The sequence below is a fragment of the Algoriphagus limi genome (assembly GCF_024919275.1).
Classification (GTDB): domain Bacteria; phylum Bacteroidota; class Bacteroidia; order Cytophagales; family Cyclobacteriaceae; genus Algoriphagus; species Algoriphagus limi.
The window spans coordinates 1-23,434 of record NZ_JANWGH010000001.1; the positions used below are offsets into that span (position 1 = coordinate 1).

Below are 23,434 nucleotides of genomic sequence, written 5' to 3' on the forward strand. Positions count from 1 at the left end.
GCCTGGCGCAGGGGTCCCACCTCTTCCCATCCCGAACAGAGAAGTTAAGCCCTGCAGCGCCGATGGTACTGGGGTTACACCCGGGAGAGTAGGTCGCCGCCTCATTCATTCTAAGCCCCTTCATAGGGGCTTTTTTTATGAGCTTTTCTATAGCTAGTTGACCTGTAAAATTTATTTTAGCTTATTTTAAAGTTACAAGGGAGACACCTGCACCTCCTCGGTCAGCGTGTTCGTCCTGTACTTTTTGTACGTTTGGCATCGTACGTAATAAATTGCGGGTGATTTCTCTTAGGATTCCATCTCCTTTTCCATGCACTATCCGTAATTCTTTGATTCCGAGCATATAACCCTCATCAATAAAATTTTGAATCAAAGGAAGAACTTCTTCACCTCTTTTTCCCCTCAAATCCAAATTGGTTGAGAAGTCCATTAACTTTTGCTGAGTTTGGTAAGCTGCAGAACTTTTAGAGTGAGTTTTTTTACGGAATTCTGATCTAGAAACTTTTTCAAGCCGAGATAATTTTACCATGGATTTAAGATCTCCAATGGATATTTCCGCTTCTTTATTTTTCAGATTTAAGACTTCAGCAATAGCACCATTGTCTTTAACTTGAACCCAGTCACCTACTTTAATTTCACCTCCGATTTTCTTGTATGCTTGTTCTACTACGGGTTTTTCCGGCTTAACTTCTTGTTTAAATTGTTCAAGGACTTTTCTGGCTTCTTTGGTTTTTTCTTTATCTGCTTTTTCCTCTTTAATTACTCGGATCGTCCTTTCAATTTTTTTATTGGTTTCATCCAAAAGTCTTTTGGCTTCTACCTTAGCTTCTTGAATAACTCGCTTTTTTGCTTGCTCTAAAGTTTCTTTAAGTTGATTGTATTCCTGAAGCCGAGTTTTAAGTAAATCTTCCTTCTCCTTCGCTTCTTTGATTAATTGGTTATACTGATTTTTTTCATTTTCCAATTGGGTAAGGAGTCGATCATAGCGGACTCTTTCATCTCCAATTTGAGATTTGGCATAATTCAATATTTCTTTCCGTATTCCAATTTTTGAAGCTATTTCCAAGGCGAAAGAGGATCCTGGCTTTCCGATTTGAAGTTGGTAAAGGGGAGCAAGGTGATCCACATCATATCGCATAGCTCCATTAACTAATCCAGGATTTTTCTCAGCAGTTTGTTTAAGGTTACCATAGTGGGTTGTAATTACTCCAAAAACTCCTTTTCTATTCAGTTCTAATAAGACTGCCTCTGCGATTGCTCCTCCAAACTGAGGTTCTGTACCAGTTCCGAATTCATCTATGAAAAGGATGGTCTTTTTATCTGCAAAATCGGTAAAGTATCGCATGCTCATGAGATGTGAGCTGTAAGTGGAAAGGTCATTTTCCAAATTCTGTTCATCTCCAATGTCAATGAAAAAGTTTTTGAATAATGTGCATTTCGAGTCTGGGTGAACCGGTATCAATAAACCACATTGCAGCATATATTGTAGCAAAGCCACAGTTTTGAGAGTAACGGATTTACCCCCAGCATTGGGTCCAGAAATAACCAGTAACCTTGCGTTTTTGGTTAATTCGATATCTAGCGGGACTATTTTTCTATCCTGAGCTTTTAGGGCAAGTTCCAAAAGTGGATGCCTGGCTTTGGCCCAGGAAAGCTGCTGTTCCTTAAAAAGTTGAGGTTTATTACTATCTGTTTTTAATGCAAATTTTGCTTTTCCACGGATGAAATCAATCAATCCCAAAAAGCTAGTAGCCTTTCGCAAAGCCGGGATGCTAGGACGGACTCTATCCGTTAATTCGGTCAAAATCTTAATGATTTCTCTTCGCTCCATGTATTCCAAGTCTCGGATTTCATTGTTGATATCCAAGGCTTCTTCTGGTTCCATAAAGACAGTCTGTCCTGTGGCTGATTCATCATGGATAAAACCCCTAAGCTTGCGCTTATTTTCAGCAGCAACAGGGATTACCATTCTTCCAGAGCGAATCGTAATTCCCGCATCTTCCACGGTCAAACCTTTAGCTTTGGCTTCCTTAAAAATCCGCTCCATGACTTTTCGAAGTCTGGATTCCTCATAGATTATTTGACCTCGTATTAATTGAAGCTCTTTGCTGGCATTACTTTTTATTTTTCCCTTTTCATCAATGATTCGATTGATTTCTTTCAATAACGAAAGATCCACCTCCATCACCATACCCAAAAGTTGGGATAGTGCAGGGTATTGTTCACCATTTTTTGCAAAAAAATTCAAGCATCCCTGAAGGGTTTGTAAGGCTAATTTGATTTCGTGAAACTCCTCCTCATCTAAAAAAGTACCTTCCAGTTTTGCCTTTTCAAGGTAAAGATTCAAATCTGTGAAGTTAGAACCAGGGAAAGACTCTCCGGAAACAAGGATTTCTTTAAACTCTGCTGTTTGATCGAGGAGCTTTTGGATGAGTTTTATGTCTGAAGAAAATGAGACTTTATCTACAAAACTTTTTCCCAAAGAAGAAGTACACTCTTCTTTGATAAGATCCTTTATCTTTTGAAAATTTATTTTTTGTTCAAGATTTTTGGGGTATAGCATCAGAATGTTTCTTGACTATCCGGTTCAGATTCTTTTTCAGACTCTTTTACAACCAATGAATCAATGACTCGGGCATAAAGTTCATCCATTTGATCCGGAAACTGTAAGTAATAGCGCATACTTTCTTTAAAAATCGAATCGCTTACCTGATGTTTGGTAAAAACTTCCTTTTCCATCAAAGTATAAACAGTTTGCGAAGAGTCATAGGAAATTGGAAGTGCACTGGCGATTCCCTCGGTTAGATGAATATCTATGAGGACGCTGATCATTTTTTCTTTAGAAAGTACATAAGAAGGCTTTTTTTTGCTTTCACAACTGAGGATGACAAAAAGTAGTAGAATAGCCCAAATAGGTGATTTCATGGCTTAAAATTAGCTTTTTTTAACTGAAAATCGCACGACCCTTCCTGTAAGCTTGATTTTATTATTGGACAGGGAGGTTTATCTTAGGCCGTCAAATTGTGAAGAGATGAATCAACAGCTTTTTAGTAAGCTTCGAAAATATGAAATCATGATCCGGAAGGTGGCAAACAATCATCTTCAAGGGGATTATCAGTCTCTTTTCAAAGGTTCGGGTCTTGAATTTGACGATTTGCGTCCTTATCAATATGGGGATGATGTCCGAACGATAGAGTGGAAGGTGTCAGCAAAAGGTCACGGCACTTTTGTCAAGACTTTCAGGGAAGACAAGGAGCAATCCGTTTACTTCCTTTTGGATATTTCCGGTAGTCAGGATATAGGTCAAGCAGGACAGAAAAAAATTGATCAGGGAAAAATCATTGCAGGAGTTTTAACCCTGGCAGCAATTTTTGAAGGAAGTCAAGTTGGTCTGATTAGCTTTTCCGACCAAAAGGAAAAAGTTGTGCTTCCTGGAAAAGGCAGTAAACAAGCGGTTAAGGTTGTCAGAGGGATTTTTGATCATCAGAATATTTCTTTAAAAACAGACCTAAATGAGATGTTTTCCTATGCTTTAAACCTGATAAAAAAGCGAAGTATCATCGTCGTGATTTCAGATTTTATTGACGAAGGTTACGAGCGGTCTTTCCGGGCAATGGCCGAAAAACACGATTTGGTAGCCATTCAATTGACTGATCCACGAGAATCTGCTTTGCCTTCTTTGGGGATTATTCCGGTTTTTGATAAGGAAAAAGGACGGACTACTTGGGTAAATACGGCATTTGGAGGATTCTCAAAAAAAATATCCGAAACCTTTACGACCGAACGAGATCATTTAAAATTGATTTGCAAAAAGAATCAGATCAATTACCTGGCGATTGATACGACGGAGGATATCGTACTGCCTTTAATGGAATTGTTTAAATACCGAAACAAATCAATGAAACGTGGCTAAAGTTAGAATTCTGCTAGTTTTCCTTTGGTTTCCTTTCTCATTGATCGCTCAAGAGGTTAAAGTTGATGGGTATTTCTTGGCTGATTCGGCCAAATTAGGGGAGCGAGTTGGCTATGTGTTGAAAGCGACTTACCCTGCTGAGAGACAATTGATTTTCCCGGATTCTACTTTTGATTTCTCTCCATTTGTTCTTCTTGAAAAACAGACCTTTCTGAGTAGTACACAGGATTCTGTGACTTCAGATAGTACCATTTATTATTTGTCCAATTTTGAATTGGATTCTGTGGCTTATTTAACGTTGCCGGTTTTTGAGCTTTCCCGATATGATAGTATTACCCATTTTCCGCTTGAGGCAAGTATTGCGGTAAAATGGACCATAGATAGCATTCCTGAGGAATTAATGTTTCAGGAGAATAATGTCTATCAACCGATTCCAAAAAAATGGGATTGGGTCCTTATTGGTATCGTTTCTTCAGTAATTCTCATCCTAATTAGGGGAGGTTATTGGTTGTTTGGAGCGAGAATTCGAAGATTCTTATTTGAACGAAATGAGAAAAGAAGATGGAAGAAATTTGAGAAACGCTGGAAAGATTCAACAGCAAGTTTAGAATCCAATCCAAGTATGGAAGCAGCTGATGAGCTTCTTGGAATTTGGAAAGGATACATGGAATCCATTACAAGTCTTCCGATTCGGGAATGGACTTCCAGCGAGCTTGGAGAAAAATTGGATGACATTAAAATATTCAGTTCATTGAGAACCATTGAATTGATTATTTATGCGGGAGCAAAATCAGAGATTAAAAACTCTTCAGAATACCTACTGCAAATCGCTAAGGAAAAGTATGAGCAAAAACTAAAAAACATCAAACATGATCGAGCAACTGTCTGATTTTTTTAGGCTTTCATGGTTTTCACTAGATACATTCAGAAGTTTTGAATGGGAAAAACCCTTACTCCTTCATCTGATTTGGGTGATTTTGCTATTGATGCTTTTAAGGAAAGCAGTCAAATTTTTGAAGAATCCCGTTTTGGAGCTTTCTCTTCCTAAAAAAGTAGCTCAGAACAATCCTTGGACCTATTTAAGGCTTATTCCATCCTTCCTCTTTTTCTTTAGTTTAATCTTAATCATTATCGCTTTGGCAAGGCCTCAGCGGACAAATGAGCGAGTTGAGCAGTACACGGAAGGGATTGATATCATGCTGGTGATGGATATATCAGAATCCATGGATTTGCAGGATTTTTCTCCAAACAGATTGGAAGCTGCCAAGCAAACGGCTATAGATTTTATCCAAGGAAGACTCGGAGATCGAATAGGGATTGTGGTGTTCGCAGGTGAAGCTTTCTCTTTGGCACCTTTGACGAATGATTACAAGTTGTTAACCGAGTTGATATCGGAGATTTCTTTCAATATCATGGAGGCGAAGGGGACGGCTATTGGTTCTGCCATTGCAGCTGGTACCAATCGCTTGAAGGATGCAGAATCAGTCTCCAAGGTGATGATTTTATTGAGTGACGGGGAAAGTAATGCAGGAAACGTCGATCCGCTTTTTGCTGCACAATTGGCTTCAGCCTTGGGTATTAAGATTTATACTATTGCTGTTGGGAAAGATGGGATGGTACCTTATGGGACAGACTTTTTTGGTAGACCTCAAATGGTTGAAAGTTACCTGGATGAGACTAACCTTCGAGAAATCGCAAACTTGACTCAGGCGGAGTTTTTTAGGGCTTCTGATGGTAATGCCCTCCAAGCAATTTTTGATCGAATAGATCAGCTTGAAAAAAGTGAAATCATGGAGAACAGATATCGGGAGACTACGGATTATTACCGGATTTATTTATTTTGGGGAATGGTCTTTTTCCTCCTTTGGCTGATTCTCAAAAGCAGCTTTCTCAATAATTTCTTATTGGACTGATCCTTGGAAGGTTTTCTCTTTCCACTGTTTCAATCTTGGATTCATGATGGAAAACCAAATTGGTGGAAAAAAAGCCAAGATTATCATGGCTGAGTATCCGGCAGGAAGTTGGGGACTTTCATCGTAATGATTCAAGACTTGATAAGGCTTGTGTGCAAAAGCATGATGGTCTGAGTGACGTTGGAGTTGAAATAAAAGGAAATTACTTACTCGGTGGCTGGCATTCCATGAATGAATGGGGGTAACTCTTTCATAGCGACCATCGGCTAGAAGCTTTCGCTCCATTCCATAATGTTCCAAATAATTTACTGCTTCCAATAAGCTGAAAGCCAAGAAGCTTTGTGCAAAAAAGAAAACGGGTACTTCCCAAACCCATCGATCCAAAGCCAATGAGAATCCAATAAATATTAATCCTATAAAAATAATTGGAGCTAGGGAGAATTGAATCATCTCATTTTTAAAGGAAAAGAAAGGGATGGATTTTCTTTCTAATCTTTCCTTTTCAAGCCTCCATGCGCTTAGATATCCATCTTTAACTGACCGAAGCCAAAAGGAGTAGAAATTTTCTCCCAAGCGGCTCGTAGCAGGATCTTCAGGAGTTGTAACTATTACATGATGCCCACGATTATGCTCAATGACAAAGTGCATGTAGCAAACGGTCATCAGTAAAATCTTGGCATAAAACTGTTCTAATTTCCCCTTTTTATGCCCTAATTCATGTGCAACGGTGATTCCGATTCCTCCTGTAACCAAAGCCATTCCAGTGGTTAATGACACCCAATCCCCAATCGATAATTTATCAGTGGCTACCACATAAAATCCCCAAATGAGCACCGCCATTTGAATGTAAACCCAAACAAATGTGACCAATTTGTAAAACTGTTCCTTCGCTACCTGAGATACAGCTTCCTTTGGGATGTTGGAGGTATCAGTACTGATCATATAATCCATCAAAGGAACCGCCATAAAAACAAAAATATGGATCAGCCAACGATTAGCTCCACCCAAATAATATCCCGAAACCAGCAATAAGGGCAGGACCAAGCACTGAAAAATCCGATTTTTTTGATAAAACGCATGGTGAACTTCAGAATACCCGAATCTAATTTAATCACTTAGAAAAGTCAATGTTATTTAGGTTGTTAGTCCTGTTGATTCGATTCCTGATTTTTGTCAGTCTTGAACCTAGTTGCTGTCACATCTTTAATGTTTGATCGTAGCCATTTTTGCAAAAAACAGCTTATGATCACTTCTGCTCTAATTCAAAAATACAACACTCCTGCTCCCCGATATACCAGTTATCCAACTGTCCCTCTTTGGGAAAATAATGTGAATTCAGAGGATTGGAATGAATTGGTTACTAAGTCATTTTCATTGTATGGCAAAGAGGAGGGAATTACGCTTTACATCCATCTTCCTTTTTGTGAGAGTCTATGTACATATTGTGGCTGTAATAAACGGATCACAAAAAATCATGCAGTAGAAGATCCCTATATTGATGCGGTTCTACATGAATGGAATAATTATTTGAAACTATTTGGAGAAAAACCAAAACTAGCTGGTATTCACTTAGGAGGAGGAACTCCTACATTTTTTGCTCCAGAGTCATTGAATATGCTACTTTCCAACATATTGGATTCATCGATTGTATTGGAAAATGCTGAGTTTAGTTTTGAAGGACATCCAAATAATACTACACGAGATCATCTTCAAGTTTTAGCTGAGTTAGGGTTTGATCGAGTGAGTTATGGAATTCAGGACTTTGATGAGACAGTTCAGAAAGCAATTCATCGCATTCAACCTTTTGAAAAGGTGAAGCAGGCTACAGAAGAGGCGAGACAATTAGGTTACAGTTCAGTCAACTTTGATTTGATTTATGGCTTGCCCTATCAGACCAAAATGACCTTGGCCGATACTTTTGAGAAAGTGGTAGAGCTCGCTCCGGATCGGATTGCATTTTATAGTTATGCTCATGTTCCGAGCTCTTTTCCTGCTCAAAAAAGCTATGAGGCTCATTTGCCTAGTGAACTGGAAAAACGGGAACTATATGAATTTGGGAAGCAAAAATTGAAAGCGGCTGAATATGTTGAAATTGGCATGGACCACTTTTCAAAAAAGGATGATCCTCTGTATTTAGCATATGAAAAAGGAACCTTACACCGGAATTTCATGGGCTTTACCACTACTCCATCTAAGATTTTACTTGGGCTTGGTGCAAGTAGTATCAGTGACATTTATTTAGCATATGCCCAAAATGAAAAAAGCATTGATTCCTATCAATCTGTCATAGCTAAAGGAGATTGGGCTATTACTAAAGGTCATCTCATGACTGCTGAGGATTTAATAATTCGTGATTTTATCTTGGACTTGATTTGTAATCACCGGGCTGTTATTTCAAGGGATATTTGGGATGCTCTGGGAGAAAGTCAATTGGATCAATTGGGAGAGATGCAAGCTGAAAAACTAGTGGACTTGGATGGGAATCAAATTCAAGTTACCCAAGATGGGGTTTTGTTTATTCGTCAAATCTGTAAGGTGTTTGATAACCGGCTTCAAAACCAAAAGAAGGAACTTGTCTTCAGTAAAGCGATTTGACTCTATTTGCAAATGGTAATTCCAACTTGCTCCGCTCCGTAATTGAAGACTTGAATGTCTGGACTAAGTCCATGAATGCCTAGACCTAGTCCTCTAAAAATGAAAAGTACCCCCAATAGTACTCCCAAATAAGGAATTGCTTTTTGGAAATTAAGTCGAGTTTTTAGGCTAATTAATTTTCCCGAAAACATCAAAAAGAGTAGGAGGGGAATCGTGCCTATTCCAAAGAAAAACATGTAGGTTGCTCCTAAATAAGGGTTTTGAAATCCCAAAGCTGCTATTAAAGCCATGTAGACCATCCCGCAAGGAAGTAAGCCATTTGCCAAGCCTGTTGCGAAAAAAGCTGGTTTGCCACCTTTTTTTAGAAAATATGAAAGCTTGCTTTTCACCCAATAAACTACTCCTGAAAGCCATGGAATAGTTAAAATCTGCTCTGACTTCTTATAGTTTAAGGAAAGCAAAACCAAAAGAACTCCCATCCCTATAGAAAAGCCTTGTTGTATACCTGTAAGGGAGAGGGAAAAGCCCAAAAAACCGATCACTAATCCCAAAGCGGCATAGGTGACGCTTCGGCCAAGGTTATAAAGAACTTTGTTCCACAGAAAGCCAGAATTCCCTGCATTTCCAACTGCCAATGCAATAGGGCCGCACATTCCTACACAGTGGAATGAGCCTAAAAAACCCAAAAGAAAGGCAGTCCAAAGCATTTAGATTGTGATTTTCTTTTCCTGATAATATTCGACTCCATTTTCGGTCCAATTCAATTGAACACGCCAGTAACCTGGTTTTAGGTCAGCCATTGAAACTTGCTTTTTCCCTTCCTCTTTGATTTCGATGGAAAGGGCTTTATCCAAGCTTGCATCTGAAGGTCTAAAGAGTTGAAGATTTCCTTTGGCACCAACCGGCAAGTCCAGGATCATGGATTTGGTTTGAACGTCATATTGAAGGACTTCACGATTCAATGCTAGCGTAGAAGCCTCTTTATCAATTTGATCTTGATATTTGATCTCTGCTTCGTAATAATTGTCTCTGACCAGTTCTATTCCTTCCATACGGACAGAAATCACAACCATCGTCATGATGATGCCAATAAAAGCAATGATGGATAGTAATATTCCTTTTCCCCAATTCATAATTTAATCTTTTGATACAGGTGCCATAAAGCTAGTTTCGATTTTATCGATGGATTTTTCTCTGTGAATTAGCGAAAGCTCAACGTCTTGTTGTGGTGTATGTACGTCCCCTTGATCAGTTACCAAGAAAAAACGTCCTTCCACTTTGGATTGAGGTTCCAAAACCCATTCTTTTCCACCAACGACTTCCACATCAATTCCATCAACCAAAGATGATAGGTTCACTGTTTGTGGTTCGAAGGTCTTATTTATCAAGGTGATTTGATACAAATTCGATACGGTTCCATTATCCCGCAATTGATACGTCATACCAGGGAATCTTGTAATGGTAGCCTGAAGTTCATCTCGTGTTGCAATCAAAGTAATGAACCCTGCTAGCAACAACACCAAAACAAATGAATATGCTTTAACCCTTCCTGTAAATAATTTTTGAAAGCCTTGCTGAATGCTGTTTTCGGAGGCGTATCGGATTAATCCTGTTGGGCGGTCAACTTTGACCATGACCTCATCACAAGCATCGATACAAGCTGTACAGTTTACACATTCCATCTGTACCCCATTTCGAATATCGATTCCAGTAGGGCATACATGAACACAAATTCCACAATCAATACAGTCTCCTTTTGGTGATTCTTCCACTTTGTTTTTTCTGATTGGAGCTCGAGGTTCTCCTCGGACATAATCATACATCACATTGATGGAATTGTTGTCCAAAAGTACCCCCTGAAGTCTTCCGTAAGGACAAACTACGGTACAGGCTTGTTCTCGGAACCAGGTAAAAACAAACATGAAAATTCCCGAGAATGCAACCAAGCCAATAAAGCCGGCTAAATTTTCAGAAGGAGACATTGTTACAATTTCTTTCACTTGATCAATGCCAATTAAGTATGCCATTACCAAGTGTCCAATTAATAAAGAGATAGCTAAGAAAATGAGCAATTTCGACCCTTTCTTGACTATCTTATTGGTATTCCATGGACTTGCATCTAGGGCTCGCTGTTGGTTGGCATCTCCCTCGATGAGGTATTCAATTTTTCGAAATACCATTTCCATGAAGAGGGTTTGGGGGCAAGCCCAACCACACCAAATCCTTCCAAAAACAGCCGTAAACAGGATGACAAAGACAAAGAAGATTAATAAAAGAAAAATCAGCAAATACGTGTCTTGAGGCCAAAAAACGGCTCCAAAGATGATGAATTTGCGCTCAAAAATATTGAATAGCAGCCAAGGTCTTCCATCCACCCTGATAAAGGGTCCGACAAATAAGATTGCTAATAAAATCCAGGATAGGTATGTTCTATAACGGTAAAAAAAGCCTCTAACTTTTTTGGGGTATACCCAATTTCGTTTTCCATCATCCTTTACGGTAGAAAGTGCATCTCGAAAGGTTTCTGGATTGAGGTGTGGATTCTTTTGTGCCATTGGAATTAAAATTTAGGACTACCGGAAAATGCCCGGTAGTCCAAATGTATCAAAGGGTGGCAATTTCCGATGTGCTTTCGGTCACTGTTTCAACCTCAGATTCAGGAGCAAAGAGTTCTCCTTGTGGTTCTTTTGGATTAGCAGGAGTGGTGCCTACCAGCGTTAGGATATAGCTGGAAACCTGTTGGATCTCCTGTGGTGAAAGTTGATCTTCCCAAGGAACCATCCCTTTGCTAACAACCCCGTATTTGACTACGCTGAAGACATCTTCTATAGATCCTCCATGTATCCAGTATTGGTCAGTTAGGTTTGGACCAACACCCCCGCCACCATCATTTGCATGACAAGCTGCACAATTGGCTTCAAAGATGGACTTACCAGTTGCTAGACTTGCTTGGGAATCATCGAAGGTTACATTGGTTTCATCAATTGAAGCTGCCATTGTGGCCATTCTTGCCTCTGCAGCAATTGCTTCCAATCTAAGTTCTTCCTCGTATTCTTCAATCCCTGTTTTTCCAAATCCAAGAACTGAATAATTCACAAAGTAAACTACACCAAACACAATGGTGAGAATGAATACCCACTGCAACCACGGAGGCATAAAATTATCCAATTCGGTAATCCCGTCGTAGGAGTGATCGGCCATCATTTTGGCCTTCTCTTCCTTGCCACCGACAGTATCCATTTTTCCTGTAACAAAACGCTCTTTGAATTTTTCCCACCAAGTCGGTTCATTGGCCAATTCAGGATTTTCCTTTTTGAATACTGCAACCATGAAAGACATGAGGTAAACCATTAAAAGGAGTAACAATACAATCACAATCAGAACGATACCCAGAATTATCAAAAGGGTCATTTGGGCAGGGTCCATAGCTTGAAGATTTGCATACCATTCAGAGCTTTCGGTCTGAGCAAAAGCACTTAGGGTGGGGAGCCACCCGATGGTCATTAAGAGTGTTAGAAACTTTTTCATGGCTGGGGTTTGGTTATTTCATCATCATTTTCCATTGGTAGGGACTTCATATGGTCCACAAGTTCTTTGGGTAAGCTCCTTACCCAAACGAATACTCCCAGAAAAAACAGCACAAAGATGAGCAGGGAAATCACTGGGTAGATTTCGATATTTTCGATAGATCTTAAGACTTCTTTATACATGATTTCCTGAGATTAATTTGATGCTGTTGCTTTTATATCTGTACCTAGTCGCTGTAGATAAGCGATCAATGCCACGATTTCTGTATTCGGCATTACCTCTACTCCGGCATCTTTCAAATTGGTGACAATTTGATTGGCTTGATTTTCCAAATCTGCCATCGCTTGCTCATCATATCCTTCTGGATACGGAACGCCCAATTTTTGGAGTGTTCTGATTTTTGCTGGGAGATCAGAGTAATCCATTACATTTTCTTTCATCCAAGGGTATGGTGGCATCAAAGACCCTGGAGACATGGAAGTAGGATCTTCCATATGGAAATAGTGCCATGAATCAGGGTATTTTCCACCGATTCTATGCAAATCAGGTCCAGTTCGTTTGGATCCCCAAAGGAATGGACGATCATAAACAAATTCACCTGCTTTTGAATATTCGCCATATCGCTCTGTTTCAAAACGGAATGGTCGGATCATTTGAGAGTGACAACCCACACAGCCATTTGCAATGTATAGGTCCCTACCTTCCAGTTCAAGAGGGGTGTAAGGCTTCACAGAAGAAATGGTAGGCACATTGGATTTTACCAAAATGGTTGGGATGATCTCTATAGCGCCACCAATAGCGATCGCAACTGTTGCCAAAACAGTGAAGAAAATAGGCTTTCTTTCCCATGCTCTGTGCCAGAATTCTCCAGCAGGGTTGTAGTTTTTAGCAAGTGCAGGAGCTTGATCTTCTTCATAAGCTTCAAATGTTCCTTTTTGAGCTGTTTTGTACATGTTGTACACCATTAAGATGGCTCCAGTCAAGTAAAGCAAACCTCCAAATGCTCGAAGAACATACATTGGAACGATTTCCACTACAGTCTGTAGGAAGTTGCCATAAGCCAAGCGACCCATTTCATCAAACTCTCGAAGCATCAAGAATTGAGTCAATGCTGACACATACATAGGAAGGGCGTAGAAAATAATTCCTAAGGTTCCAATCCAGAAGTGAGCATTGGCCATTTTCTGAGAATATATCGTAGTCTTGAATAATCTTGGCCACATCCAGTATAGCATACCGAAGGTCAAGAAACCATTCCATCCTAGTCCTCCAATGTGTACGTGTGCTACGATCCAGTCAGTATAGTGCGCAATAGCATTCACATTTTTAAGAGAAAGCATTGGACCTTCAAAGGTGGACATACCGTAGGCAGTTACAGCTACCACCATGAATTTTAACACTGGCTCGTTTCTAACCTTGTCCCAAGCTCCGCGAAGAGTCAAAAGACCATTTACCATACCTCCCCAAGAAGGAGCGATCAGCATGACTGAGAAAACTGTTCCTAGCACCTGAGCCCACTCAGGAAGAGCTGTGTACAACAAATGGTGAGGACCTGCCCACATGTAAATGAAGATCAAGGACCAAAAGTGTACGATTGAAAGTTTGTAAGAGTAAACAGGACGATTAGCTGCTTTTGGCAAGAAATAATACATCAGTCCTAAGAATGGAGTGGTCAGGAAGAATGCCACTGCATTGTGTCCATACCACCACTGAACCAAAGCATCCTGAACGCCCGCATAGGCAGAATAACTCTTGGTAAATGATACAGGAAGTTCTAGGGAGTTAAAAATGTGCAGAACAGCTACCGTAACAAATGAGGCCAAATAAAACCAGATAGCCACATACATGTGACGCTCCCTTCTTTTGATCAGGGTACCGATCATATTTGCTCCAAATGCCACCCATACCAAAGCAATAGCAATGTCAATTGGCCATTCCAATTCAGCGTATTCTTTGGAGGTCGTCAGACCAAGGGGTAGGGTGATGGCAGCAGCCAAAATAATTAATTGCCAACCCCAGAAGTGGAACCAACTTAGGGATTTATTCCACATCGGGGTTTTGAGCAATCTCGGCATGGAGTAGTATACCCCAGCAAAAATCGCATTTCCCACAAAGGCAAAAATTACTGCATTAGTATGCAGGGGGCGAATCCTACCAAAAGTAGTGTAGGGATTGCCCAAATTTGCCTCAGGCCAAAATAGCTGGGTGGCGGCAATAACCCCCACGAGCATACCTACTAGGCCCCAGATAATTGTAGCGGCTCCAAAATACTTGACGATCTTATTGTCGTATTGGAACCTTTCCAGTGTAGCGTCATTCATTGGACTTAGGTTTTATTGGTTGATTTTTATTTGGTTTTTTATGATTATCAAAGAGAATCCGAACGGAAGGGGTATAGTCATCTTCAAACTGACCGCTTTTTACTGCTTTGAAAAACAGAAATAAAAAGCTTCCTGCTAGAACCAGACTTACACCGATTAAAAGAAAGATGACCTCCATATTAGTTTTCGGTTTTAGAATGAATTAATCCCATCTTCCAGGCTAGCGCATTGGTTGATAGGGTGGTGAATACGACTACCGAAATACTTGATAGTGGCATCAGAATCGCACAAATCACAGGGCTTAAAATCCCCTGTACCGCCAAGCTTATTCCGATCACGTTATACAAAAAGCTCAATGCAAAGCTGGCTTTGATGATGTTTCGGCTTTTCTTGGCAAAGCTCAAATAGCTTGGAATCTTGTCGAAAGAGCTTGCATCCAGAATTGCATCACTGGCTGGAGAAAAATGACTCACCCGATCAGATACTGCAATTCCTACCTCACTTTCCTGTAAAGCCCCAGCATCATTTAGACCATCTCCGATCATTAGGGTTCTTTTTCCTTCCTGATTGAGTTCTTTTAGATAGTTTAGCTTTTCTAAAGGACTTTGTTGAAAATGGTAATGGATTCCTTTTCCAAGATTTTGCTTTAAAGAATTCAATTCATGGGAATGATCTCCGGATAAAAGATGGAGATCATAGACAGGTTCCAGCGCACCCACAACCTCTGGTGCTTTTTCTCGAAGGCCAGATAAAATATGAAAGTATCCTAGCTCTACTCCCGATATGCTGAGATAAACCACATTTCCTTCATGTAGATGGACTGGGTTTTCGATTTCGCAAAATGCAGCTGAGCCTAAGCGGATTTCTTGTTCCAAATAAGTTGCTCTGATTCCCAGACCTTTTTCTTCGTGAATTGAGTCTAGCTTTTTAGAAGGAATATTTCCGAGCCACCCATTGATTCGGTTGCTGAGAGGATGGGTAGATCTTGAAACCATGGCCTTTAGTATTGCTTTGGTTTCTTCAGATAATTCTTCACCAAAGAATGAAATCTGTGCTCTTGCTGGATCAGTGAGCGTGCCTGTTTTATCAAAAACCACAGTATCTACCAAAGCCAAGCGTTCAACGACACTCGCATTTTTTAGGTAAAATTTCCCACGTCCAAAGATTCGCAGCGTATTTCCAAGGGTAAATGGAGTGGACATGGCAAGAGCACAAGGACATGCCACGATCAACACCGAAGCAAGAGCTTTGATAGCAAAAGAAAAGTCTGTTGGAGCCCAGAATAGGAAAGCAGCAAAGGCTATACTTAAAACTGTCCAAGTAAAGATTCCTGAAATTTTATTCGAAAGTGGTTCGAGTAACTTATCCTTAGGTTTTTCAAAACTCTCATTGTTCCAAAGATCTGTCAGATATCCTTGTGAAGGCGACTTTTGGATGGTCAATAGGATAGGGTCTCCTTTTTGACGACCACCGGCATAGATCAATTCCCCTTTTCTTTTTGGTACAGGAACCTCTTCGCCTGTTACAAAACTGTAATCAATCTGAGCTGAATCACTTAAAAGAAGTGAGTCTGCAGGAATCAATTCCTCATCCCGAACCAAAATCACATCTCCAACCTCCAGTTTAGTTAATGGGATAACTTCTTCTTGGTTTTGAACCAGCTTGGTAACAGCAATTGGAAAATAAGATTTGTAATCCCGATCAAATTCCAGTGCAGAAAAGGTCTTTTGCTGATAGATTTTTCCTAATAGCAAAAAGAACAATAAACCACCCAAGCTATCCATATAGCCTGCATTTCCATGGGCGAAGATTTCCCAAAGGCTATAAACAAACAAGGATATAATTCCCAACACGATAGGAACATCCATATTAATTCGTCTTTGCTTGACCGAATTCCAAGCAGAGATGTAATAATCGCTAGCAGCATAAGTGACAACTGGAATGGCTAAAAGGACATTTAAGTAATTAAATAGTCCCCGAAAGTTTTCAGCGATCAATTCAACTTCCGAAAAGTATTCAGGAACGCTGAACAACATCATGTTCCCAAAACAAAAACCAGCAACTGCCAATCGCTTTACCGTCCGCTTATCTACTGTATTATTCTTTGCTTTTTTATCAAGATTGGAGAGCGAAATCTTCGGCTCGTAACCAATAGTAGAAAGTAGGCTTACTACTTCCTGAAGGCTGATTTTTTGATGTTGGAATTTGATTTGGACCTTTTTCTTGATAAAATCTACTCGGCTAAAGGTTATTCCCGGATGGATTTGATACAAATTTTCCAGAAGCCAAATGCAGGATGCGCAATGAATTAAAGGAATATAAAAAGTGACGTGACTCTCTGTGTCATTTTGGAAATCAAGAAGCTTTCTCGCGGTATCCGGATCTTTTAAATAATCAAAACGGTTACTTCTTCCGCTTTTCTCTTTCTGGCTTTCACCTGGATGCGCTCCCAAATCATAATAGGTGCACATGTCATTTTCGGAAAGTACTTCATAGACAAGTTTGCATCCTTGACAGCAAAAAACCTTATCGCCCACCTTCAATGCATCATTTTCGCAGTTTTCACCGCAATGGTAGCATTTCGTTTTTTCTGTTTGTATAGTTGTGGGCATACGTACTTTTTTACAAAAATTACCTAATAATCACCCGATAAACATGACATTCATCAGGTTTCAAAATGACTTATACGGATAAGTAAAAGGATAATTGATCGCTCCAGAGTTTACTCTTGTAAAAATGATAGAGTACTTTAATGAGATCTGATTGGTAATTTTTGGTGGTGACTAAAAGCGTACAATGATGTTTGACAGCATAAGACCAAAAGTCTCCAATTCGCATAAAATTAAATTTAATAAAACTGGTTTCACGGGTGGATTTTGCAACTAATTGAATGAGATCCTGTTCTTCTTTGATTTTAGATTTTGGGATAAAGGAAGGAGAAATGATCGTTGCCTTGCTGTTCTTGATTTTGTTTTGGAACAAGTTGATGAAATGCCGAATCAACTGTGCCGATTGGGGAGTCCCATCGTAATGAAAGAGTAAATGATTGGTAGAGAAGTCTGGAACGAATAGTAAAACAGGAATGTCACATACTTCTTTTTCCAAAGGTTTAGGGAGTTCTTCTTGACGAAGCCAATCTAAAATTTTGACTAGGTCAATGGTAACCAAGGAAGGGTCGCCATCGATCGAATCGCACATTAGGCTTTCGTCTTGTCCAGGCCAAAAATCCCGAGCGAGAACTGGACAATTATATTCTCGCATAATCTCATCAGGGAGATGAAACTTGATGCTTAAGGGTGTTTTGATTTCCATAGACTTGGGCATTTGTACAAATCTACAGGTAGTCATCTAGGAGGCGAGTGACCAATTCCATAAGCTCGTATGATTAAAGTCAGCTTTTATGAGCTTGATTTGGAAGGAGGGAATTGGTATAAAGTCTTAAATCATGAAATTTTAGGGCAAAAAAAAGAGGGCCTAAGCCCTCTTTTCATCAAAATTTATATTTGTGGTTATTTTTTCGAAAGGTTGAAGACATAGCTTCCAGCTACTGCCTGAACTCCATTGATTCGTGCTCCTGGTGCAGGGATATTGAATTCTAATCTTAAATTATCCCCAGTCCGTGTAAATGAAATTTCTCTTCCTGCTGCTGGTTTTCCTCCAGTTAGCATGAATTTATCGAAATTGGTGCCTGAAAAACTCCAATTTCCAGACGCATCAAAAAGATCATTGTTATTTAATGTAGTGTAGGTTTTCGAAGAACCTGAATTCATGATCAATTCGAAATTCTGATACAAGTCGGTAACATTGGTGCCACTTCGAGTCACCGAACCGCCTCCGGCAATCGACCACGCTTGCGTACCTGTACCGGTAAGCGCTTCAATTGCTAACTCTTCAGGAGTTTTTTGTGGGGGTTGGGGAGTAGGAGAGTCACCACCGCAAGCCCAAAAAAATGTGATTAAAAAGGTGAATAAAAACCACCTTCCAGCTGTCTTCATCATACTCTGTTTCTATTAGAACTTTAAAATTAGCTATATCCCGTTAAGATCAAAGCAGGGACTTTATTTATAATCTTCTAAAACCAATTTTTGTTGGCAAAAATCATATTCACGTTGCTCATTTGAACATACGATTAATATTCGATCCATTTGATAGGCGCCTATAAGCTCTTGATACCAGGCTATTCCTTTTTTGTCGAGATTGGAAGTAGGTTCATCAAGAAATATCACATCTGACTCAGACATCAGAGCCAGCGCCAGTTTCAGCCTTTGCTTCATGCCTGACGAAAACTGAGACACGAATTTCCCATGATGTTCTTTCAAATAGACCAATTCAAGAATTTCTTCTAAAGAAATCCCTTTAATAGGGTTTTTAAACTTGAAATGAAAATCCAGTAATTCGGAGAGAGTGAATTCTTCTGGTAATTCCAAATATGGTGCTGCAATGCTTAGATGCCTAAACCAATCCGAGTCTTCGATATCTTTTCCTTCAATTGAGTATTTGATCTTTCCAGAAGTCAAAGGTATGGATCCGGTCAAGCATTTCAGCAAAGTGGATTTTCCAGAACCATTACTCCCAGTAATTGCTAAAGAATCACCTGATTCGAGATTGATCGAAAGGTTTTTGAAAATCCATTCGTACTGAAAGCGTTTGGAGGCTTCTACAACCTGGATTTTCATGGGTTTTAGTTGATATAACCTTTCATTACACCTCTTTCAGAAGAGCGAATGAAATTTAGGATTTCGTCTCTTTCCTTCGTTGCTGGAAGGTTTACTTCGATTTCTTCCAAAGCTCTGGAATTGTTCATGCTGTTCAGGAATAGATAGCGGTAAACTTCCTGAATGTGGGAGATGGTTTCCGAGGTAAATCCTCTTCTTCGCAAACCTAAAGAATTAACACCTGCATAAGAAAGTGGTTCGCGAGCGGCTTTGGTGAAAGGAGGGACGTCTTTTCGAACCAAGGACCCACCGGAGATCATTGCATGCATTCCGATTTTTACGAACTGGTGAATAGCACTTGAACCTCCCACAATAGCCCAATCATCAATGGATACGTGACCGGCAATCTGCACCGAATTGGCAATGATCACATTGCTTCCTATGACACAATCATGAGCTACATGAACATAAGCCATCAGCAAGCAATTGCTGCCAACTACCGTTGTTTGCTTGTCTACTGTTCCTCGGCTGATAGTTACACATTCACGAATGGTAGTATTATCACCAATTACAACAGTCGAGTCCTCACCTTGAAATTTCAAGTCTTGAGGAATCCCTGCAATGACAGCACCGGGGAAAATTTTGCATTTTTTCCCAATACGCGCACCTGGGAAGATAGTGACATTAGGACCAATCCAAGTATCATCTCCAATGACCACATCCTCATGGATCATAGTGAAGGGATCAATTTTTACATTTTTGCCAATAGTGGCATCTGGGCTTACATGTGCGAGCGGACTGATCATGATTCCTTACGGGTTATGCTGGCTGTCATGACCGCTTCACACACAAGAGTGTTGCCTACATAGGCTTCACCTCTCATTTTTGCGATTCCACGACGGATTGGGGCCAAAAGTTCACACTTAAAAATCAATGTATCTCCTGGAAGTACCATTTTCCTGAATTTGCAGCTTTCAATTCCGAGGAAGTAGGTCCAGTAATTTTCAGGATCGTCAACCGTACTCAAAACCAAAATCCCCCCTGTTTGAGCCATAGCTTCTACTTGAAGTACACCAGGCATAACTGGGTTTCCCGGAAAATGTCCCAAAAAGAAAGGTTCGTTCATGGTCACATTTTTCACCCCAGCTACTACTGTATCATCCAAATAGATGATTTTATCTAAAAGCTGAAAAGGATAGCGGTGAGGAAGGATATTACTGATTTGGTTGATATCCATCACCGGTGGAAGCTTCGGATCATAGTAAGGGATATGCGAGGTGGAGGATTTTTCCATGGCTCGCTTAATTTTCTTTGCAAAAGCAACATTCGCTGCATGTCCTGGTCTAGCAGCCAAGATTTGTGCTTTCAACGGTCTTCCAACCAATGCCAAATCACCAACCACATCTAAAAGTTTGTGTCGAGCTGGCTCATTTCTGTATCGAAGGTCAACATTGTTGAGAATCCCTTCTTTTTTTACTTCTACATGTGGCTTGTTGAACATTTTGGCGAGGTGCTGTAACTCTTCTTTTTCAACCACCCGATCAACAACCACAATTGCATTATTCAAATCCCCACCTTTAATCAGGTTGGAATTATATAGCATTTCAAGTTCATGCAAAAAACAGAAAGTTCTGCAGGACGCAATCTCAGATTTGAATTGGCTGATATCAGTAATAGAAGCATGTTGACTTCCTAAAACCGGTGAGTTGTAATCCACCATCACAGTCACTCGGTAGTTATCCGTAGGAAGTGCTACCATCTCTACTTCGCGAGATGAATCTTTGTATTGAATGCTTTCCTGAACTTCAAAAAATCTTCGAAGTGCATTTTGCTCTTCCAATCCAGCCTCCTCTAGAACTTCGATGAATTGGATAGAAGAACCATCCATGATAGGTGGTTCTGGACCATCCAATTGGATCAAAACATTATCGATTTCCAAACCCACTAAAGCTGCTAACACGTGCTCCACGGTGTAGACACGGGCTCCATTTTGTTCCAAAGTGGTTCCTCTAGATACATCTACAACCAAATCACAGTCTGCATCAACAGTTGGTCTTCCTTCCAAATCCACTCTTTGGAATTTTATTCCATGGTTTGGAGGTGCAGGCAAAAAGGTCATGTTTGAAATTACCCCAGTGTGAAGCCCCACACCGGAAAGTTCCACCTGCTTTTTTATGGTATGCTGTTTTACTTTCATTTGTTAATCAACCAATTGGATTGTGTTGGGGCGCAAAATTAAGGCTTTTTTTCGAGTTCTTTGATTCGGCTCTCCAAGTCCTCCAGATTTTTGAAGATGGAGTAGGATTTCAAAAATTGTTTCATTTCCATCCCGATGTATCCAAAAAAGGTTTGGCCAGGCTTTTTAATGGATTTTATTACTCCTGTATTTGCGCCTATTGTGGTTTTATCTGCGATTTTTATATGTCCTACAATTCCGGCTTTTCCAGCAATAACACAATTCTTTCCTAACTCAGAAGAACCGGAAACTCCTGCTTGCGCAGCGATAACCGTATTTTCTCCAATGATTACATTATGGGCGATTTGAACCAAATTATCAATTTTGGCTCCTTTTCGAATGATGGTTGATCCCATAGTAGCGCAGTCTACAGTGACATTCGCTCCAATACTTACCCAATCTTCCAAAATCACATTTCCAATCTGAGGTATAGCCTTGTAGCTTCCGTCTTCCTGAGGAGCGAAGCCAAAGCCATCCGACCCGATAACTGCACCAGGGTGGATTTCACAATGATTCCCAATCACGGATCCATCACAAATTTTGGCTCCCGGGTGTATGATACAGTTATCACCAATCTTTACTTGATTTCCGATGTAGGAATGGGGGTGGATTTTTACCTGATTTCCGATCTGGGTATTTTTCCCGATGTAAGAAAATGCACCTCTATAATGCCCTTTACCAATTTGGCTGCTCGGATCCATATAACTCGGTTCTTCTATACCTTGAAAGGAAGCTTTTGTGAATTGCGAGTAGGTTTCCAAGATTTGGGTAAAACTGGAATAAGCATCTTTTACTCGAATTAGGTTAGTTTGATAAGCCTTAGAGGGCTTGAAACCTTCTGAAACGATTACCGCCGAAGCAGCTGTTTGATAGAGGTAAGGTTCGTATTTTTCGTTGGCTAAAAAACTGATTCCTCCAGGCTTACCTTCCTGGATTTTATCCAGACGATTTACCTTTACGCTTTCATCTCCTTCTACTTTTCCTCCGAGCAGATCAGCTAGTTGCCTTAAGGTGAATTCCATGCAGTAAATTTGGGTTTAACGATCTAAAATTAGGTTTTTAGCCTTACATATATAGTGTTTCTTCACGACTTTACTCATGATTTTGATATTAGGTAAGTCGGCTGCTTGAGCCACATCCACGACATCTCCTTTTTTGGTTAAAATGGAAATTCGGTCCTTTGCTAAATATCCGTAATTACTCAGAGATCCTGATGAAAAGAAATAAGTCAAATCTTCTTCTGGTATCCCCAACTTATTTATGGTTTTTGTCCTTGAAGTTTCCAAGGTCTCCTCTTTAAAAGGATCATTGCTGAGTTGAATTTTGAAAAGATTTCTTGTCAAAAACATGGTCGAAATATTTCGAAGCACGTAATCTTCTGACTTTTTCCAAAGTTTGATGGCTCCCCAAATATCAAAATCATCAAGCTCTAGGAAAATACGCAACAATTCTGGATTTTTCTCAAAATCAGTTAGTTGTAAATTGTTTTCCAATAAGAAATTAAATTCATCAGAGACTGGATAATTTGCTCCTGCTGACTTTTGATCTTTTGCCCGTTGAATCAAATTGATGAGCATTTTTTCAGCACTCACGGTTGTTTTGTGCAAATAAACCTGCCAATACATCAACCGTCGTGCACTTAGGAAGTTTTCGATAGAATAGATTCCCTTTTCCTCAATGACGATTTGGTCATTTTTGACATCCATCATTTTGATGATTCTATCAGCTCCGATAGTTCCTTCTGAAACTCCGGTGAAAAAGCAATCCCGCTGCAAATAATCTAGTCGGTCAATATCCAACTGACTTGAAACCAATTGATGGAAAAATTTCCGTTTGTATTGATTTTTAAAAATTTTAAGGGCTAAATCCAGACCCCCATTCAGTTCCTGGTTGAGCAGGTCAATGATCATTAAAGACAGCTTTTCATGCGGTACACCTTGCAGCAAGCTGTATTCTAAAGCATGGGAAAATGGTCCATGGCCGATATCATGAAGCAAAATCGCAATAAGTGCCGCTTCAAATTCCTGATCACTGATTTCAGTACCTTTATTTCGGAGATTTTCTAAAGTGATCTGCATCAGATGCATAGCGCCCAAGGCGTGGTGAAATCGGGTATGCAACGCCCCCGGATAGACAAAATCAGTCAAACCCAATTGCTTGATCCGGCGTAATCTCTGAAAGAAAGGATGGTCAATGATCTCAAAAATCAGCTCACTTGGAATCGTGATAAAACCATAAACAGGATCATTGAGTATTTTCTGGCTTTTCAAGGA

The 23,434-nt window shown here is 40.0% G+C and carries 22 protein-coding genes and 1 rRNA gene; 5 read left to right on the top strand and 18 right to left on the bottom strand.

Annotation, left to right across the window (positions count from 1 at the left end; translation table 11 throughout):
* Window positions 1-105: ribosomal RNA gene (rrf, locus tag NY014_RS00005) — 5S ribosomal RNA — on the top strand; the annotation flags it as partial.
* A gap of 76 nt (window positions 106-181) precedes the next feature.
* Here rrf and NY014_RS00010 read toward each other — a convergent pair.
* The gene (locus tag NY014_RS00010) at window positions 182-2,563 is read right to left on the bottom strand and encodes an endonuclease MutS2 (RefSeq protein WP_259412477.1); all 2,382 of its coding nucleotides are present in this window, start codon (window positions 2,561-2,563) and stop codon (window positions 182-184) included.
* Window positions 2,563-2,925, bottom strand: coding sequence for a DUF4296 domain-containing protein (locus tag NY014_RS00015; protein ID WP_259412478.1), 363 nt, complete (start codon window positions 2,923-2,925; stop codon window positions 2,563-2,565). Before NY014_RS00015 ends, NY014_RS00010 begins: the two co-directional genes overlap by 1 nt.
* A 106-nt stretch (window positions 2,926-3,031) precedes the next feature.
* On the opposite strand from NY014_RS00015, the gene NY014_RS00020 reads away from it, so the two are divergent.
* From NY014_RS00020 to NY014_RS00030, 3 genes are read left to right on the top strand one after another with little or no spacing between them, the layout of a single operon-like run.
* Complete coding sequence (locus NY014_RS00020) at window positions 3,032-3,913, top strand: DUF58 domain-containing protein (RefSeq protein WP_259412479.1); 882 nt, start codon at window positions 3,032-3,034, stop codon at window positions 3,911-3,913.
* On the top strand, window positions 3,906-4,802 hold the full coding sequence (locus NY014_RS00025; RefSeq protein WP_259412480.1) for a hypothetical protein: 897 nt from the start codon (window positions 3,906-3,908) through the stop codon (window positions 4,800-4,802). Before NY014_RS00020 ends, NY014_RS00025 begins: the two co-directional genes overlap by 8 nt.
* On the top strand, window positions 4,783-5,826 hold the full coding sequence (locus NY014_RS00030) for a vWA domain-containing protein (RefSeq protein WP_259412481.1): 1,044 nt from the start codon (window positions 4,783-4,785) through the stop codon (window positions 5,824-5,826). The genes NY014_RS00025 and NY014_RS00030 overlap by 20 nt, the downstream gene beginning before the upstream one ends.
* Here the strand turns inward: NY014_RS00030 and NY014_RS00035 are convergent.
* Window positions 5,815-6,870, bottom strand: a complete 1,056-nt coding sequence (locus NY014_RS00035) for an alkane 1-monooxygenase (RefSeq protein WP_259412482.1) — start codon at window positions 6,868-6,870, stop codon at window positions 5,815-5,817. The genes NY014_RS00030 and NY014_RS00035 overlap by 12 nt on opposite strands.
* A 198-nt stretch (window positions 6,871-7,068) precedes the next feature.
* On the opposite strand from NY014_RS00035, the gene hemN reads away from it, so the two are divergent.
* Complete coding sequence (hemN, locus tag NY014_RS00040; protein ID WP_259412483.1) at window positions 7,069-8,421, top strand: oxygen-independent coproporphyrinogen III oxidase; 1,353 nt, start codon at window positions 7,069-7,071, stop codon at window positions 8,419-8,421.
* 2 nt (window positions 8,422-8,423) lie between these two features.
* Here the strand turns inward: hemN and NY014_RS00045 are convergent, their stop codons facing one another.
* From NY014_RS00045 to NY014_RS00115, 15 genes are all read right to left on the bottom strand, one after another.
* Window positions 8,424-9,128 carry a sulfite exporter TauE/SafE family protein gene (locus tag NY014_RS00045; protein ID WP_259412484.1) on the bottom strand — a complete coding sequence of 235 codons (705 nt, stop codon included), beginning with the start codon at window positions 9,126-9,128 and terminating at the stop codon, window positions 8,424-8,426.
* Window positions 9,129-9,554 carry a FixH family protein gene (locus NY014_RS00050; RefSeq protein WP_259412485.1) on the bottom strand — a complete coding sequence of 142 codons (426 nt, stop codon included), beginning with the start codon at window positions 9,552-9,554 and terminating at the stop codon, window positions 9,129-9,131.
* 3 nt (window positions 9,555-9,557) lie between these two features.
* On the bottom strand, window positions 9,558-10,976 hold the full coding sequence (ccoG, locus tag NY014_RS00055; RefSeq protein ID WP_259412486.1) for a cytochrome c oxidase accessory protein CcoG: 1,419 nt from the start codon (window positions 10,974-10,976) through the stop codon (window positions 9,558-9,560).
* A 49-nt stretch (window positions 10,977-11,025) separates the two neighbouring features.
* On the bottom strand, window positions 11,026-11,949 hold the full coding sequence (locus NY014_RS00060; protein WP_259412487.1) for a cbb3-type cytochrome c oxidase N-terminal domain-containing protein: 924 nt from the start codon (window positions 11,947-11,949) through the stop codon (window positions 11,026-11,028).
* Entirely contained in the window at window positions 11,946-12,131 is a 186-nt protein-coding gene (locus NY014_RS00065) for a cbb3-type cytochrome c oxidase subunit 3 (RefSeq protein WP_259412488.1), read from the bottom strand. The genes NY014_RS00060 and NY014_RS00065 overlap by 4 nt, the downstream gene beginning before the upstream one ends.
* Before the next feature lie 12 nt (window positions 12,132-12,143).
* Window positions 12,144-14,270, bottom strand: coding sequence for a cytochrome-c oxidase, cbb3-type subunit I (gene ccoN / locus NY014_RS00070; RefSeq protein WP_259412489.1), 2,127 nt, complete (start codon window positions 14,268-14,270; stop codon window positions 12,144-12,146).
* Entirely contained in the window at window positions 14,263-14,448 is a 186-nt protein-coding gene (gene ccoS / locus NY014_RS00075; RefSeq protein ID WP_259412490.1) for a cbb3-type cytochrome oxidase assembly protein CcoS, read from the bottom strand. Before ccoS ends, ccoN begins: the two co-directional genes overlap by 8 nt.
* Before the next feature lies 1 nt (window position 14,449).
* A complete protein-coding gene (locus NY014_RS00080; RefSeq protein WP_259412491.1) occupies window positions 14,450-16,882 on the bottom strand; it encodes a heavy metal translocating P-type ATPase in 2,433 nt (810 codons plus the stop codon).
* 70 nt (window positions 16,883-16,952) lie between these two features.
* Entirely contained in the window at window positions 16,953-17,582 is a 630-nt protein-coding gene (locus NY014_RS00085) for a hypothetical protein (protein ID WP_259412492.1), read from the bottom strand.
* A 197-nt stretch (window positions 17,583-17,779) separates the two neighbouring features.
* Window positions 17,780-18,268 carry a hypothetical protein gene (locus NY014_RS00090; protein ID WP_259412493.1) on the bottom strand — a complete coding sequence of 163 codons (489 nt, stop codon included), beginning with the start codon at window positions 18,266-18,268 and terminating at the stop codon, window positions 17,780-17,782.
* A gap of 60 nt (window positions 18,269-18,328) precedes the next feature.
* Entirely contained in the window at window positions 18,329-18,946 is a 618-nt protein-coding gene (locus NY014_RS00095) for an ABC transporter ATP-binding protein (protein WP_259412494.1), read from the bottom strand.
* Window positions 18,947-18,951: 5 nt separating this feature from the next.
* On the bottom strand, window positions 18,952-19,731 hold the full coding sequence (gene lpxA / locus NY014_RS00100) for an acyl-ACP--UDP-N-acetylglucosamine O-acyltransferase (RefSeq protein ID WP_259412495.1): 780 nt from the start codon (window positions 19,729-19,731) through the stop codon (window positions 18,952-18,954).
* A complete protein-coding gene (locus NY014_RS00105) occupies window positions 19,728-21,122 on the bottom strand; it encodes a bifunctional UDP-3-O-[3-hydroxymyristoyl] N-acetylglucosamine deacetylase/3-hydroxyacyl-ACP dehydratase (protein WP_259412496.1) in 1,395 nt (464 codons plus the stop codon). Before NY014_RS00105 ends, lpxA begins: the two co-directional genes overlap by 4 nt.
* Window positions 21,123-21,160: 38 nt before the next feature.
* Window positions 21,161-22,183, bottom strand: coding sequence for a UDP-3-O-(3-hydroxymyristoyl)glucosamine N-acyltransferase (lpxD, locus tag NY014_RS00110; RefSeq protein WP_259412497.1), 1,023 nt, complete (start codon window positions 22,181-22,183; stop codon window positions 21,161-21,163).
* Between the two features lie 15 nt (window positions 22,184-22,198).
* Window positions 22,199-23,431 (bottom strand): HD domain-containing protein, encoded by a 1,233-nt coding sequence (locus NY014_RS00115; RefSeq protein WP_259412498.1) that lies wholly within the window; start codon window positions 23,429-23,431, stop codon window positions 22,199-22,201.
* Between the last annotated feature and the right edge of the window lie 3 nt (window positions 23,432-23,434).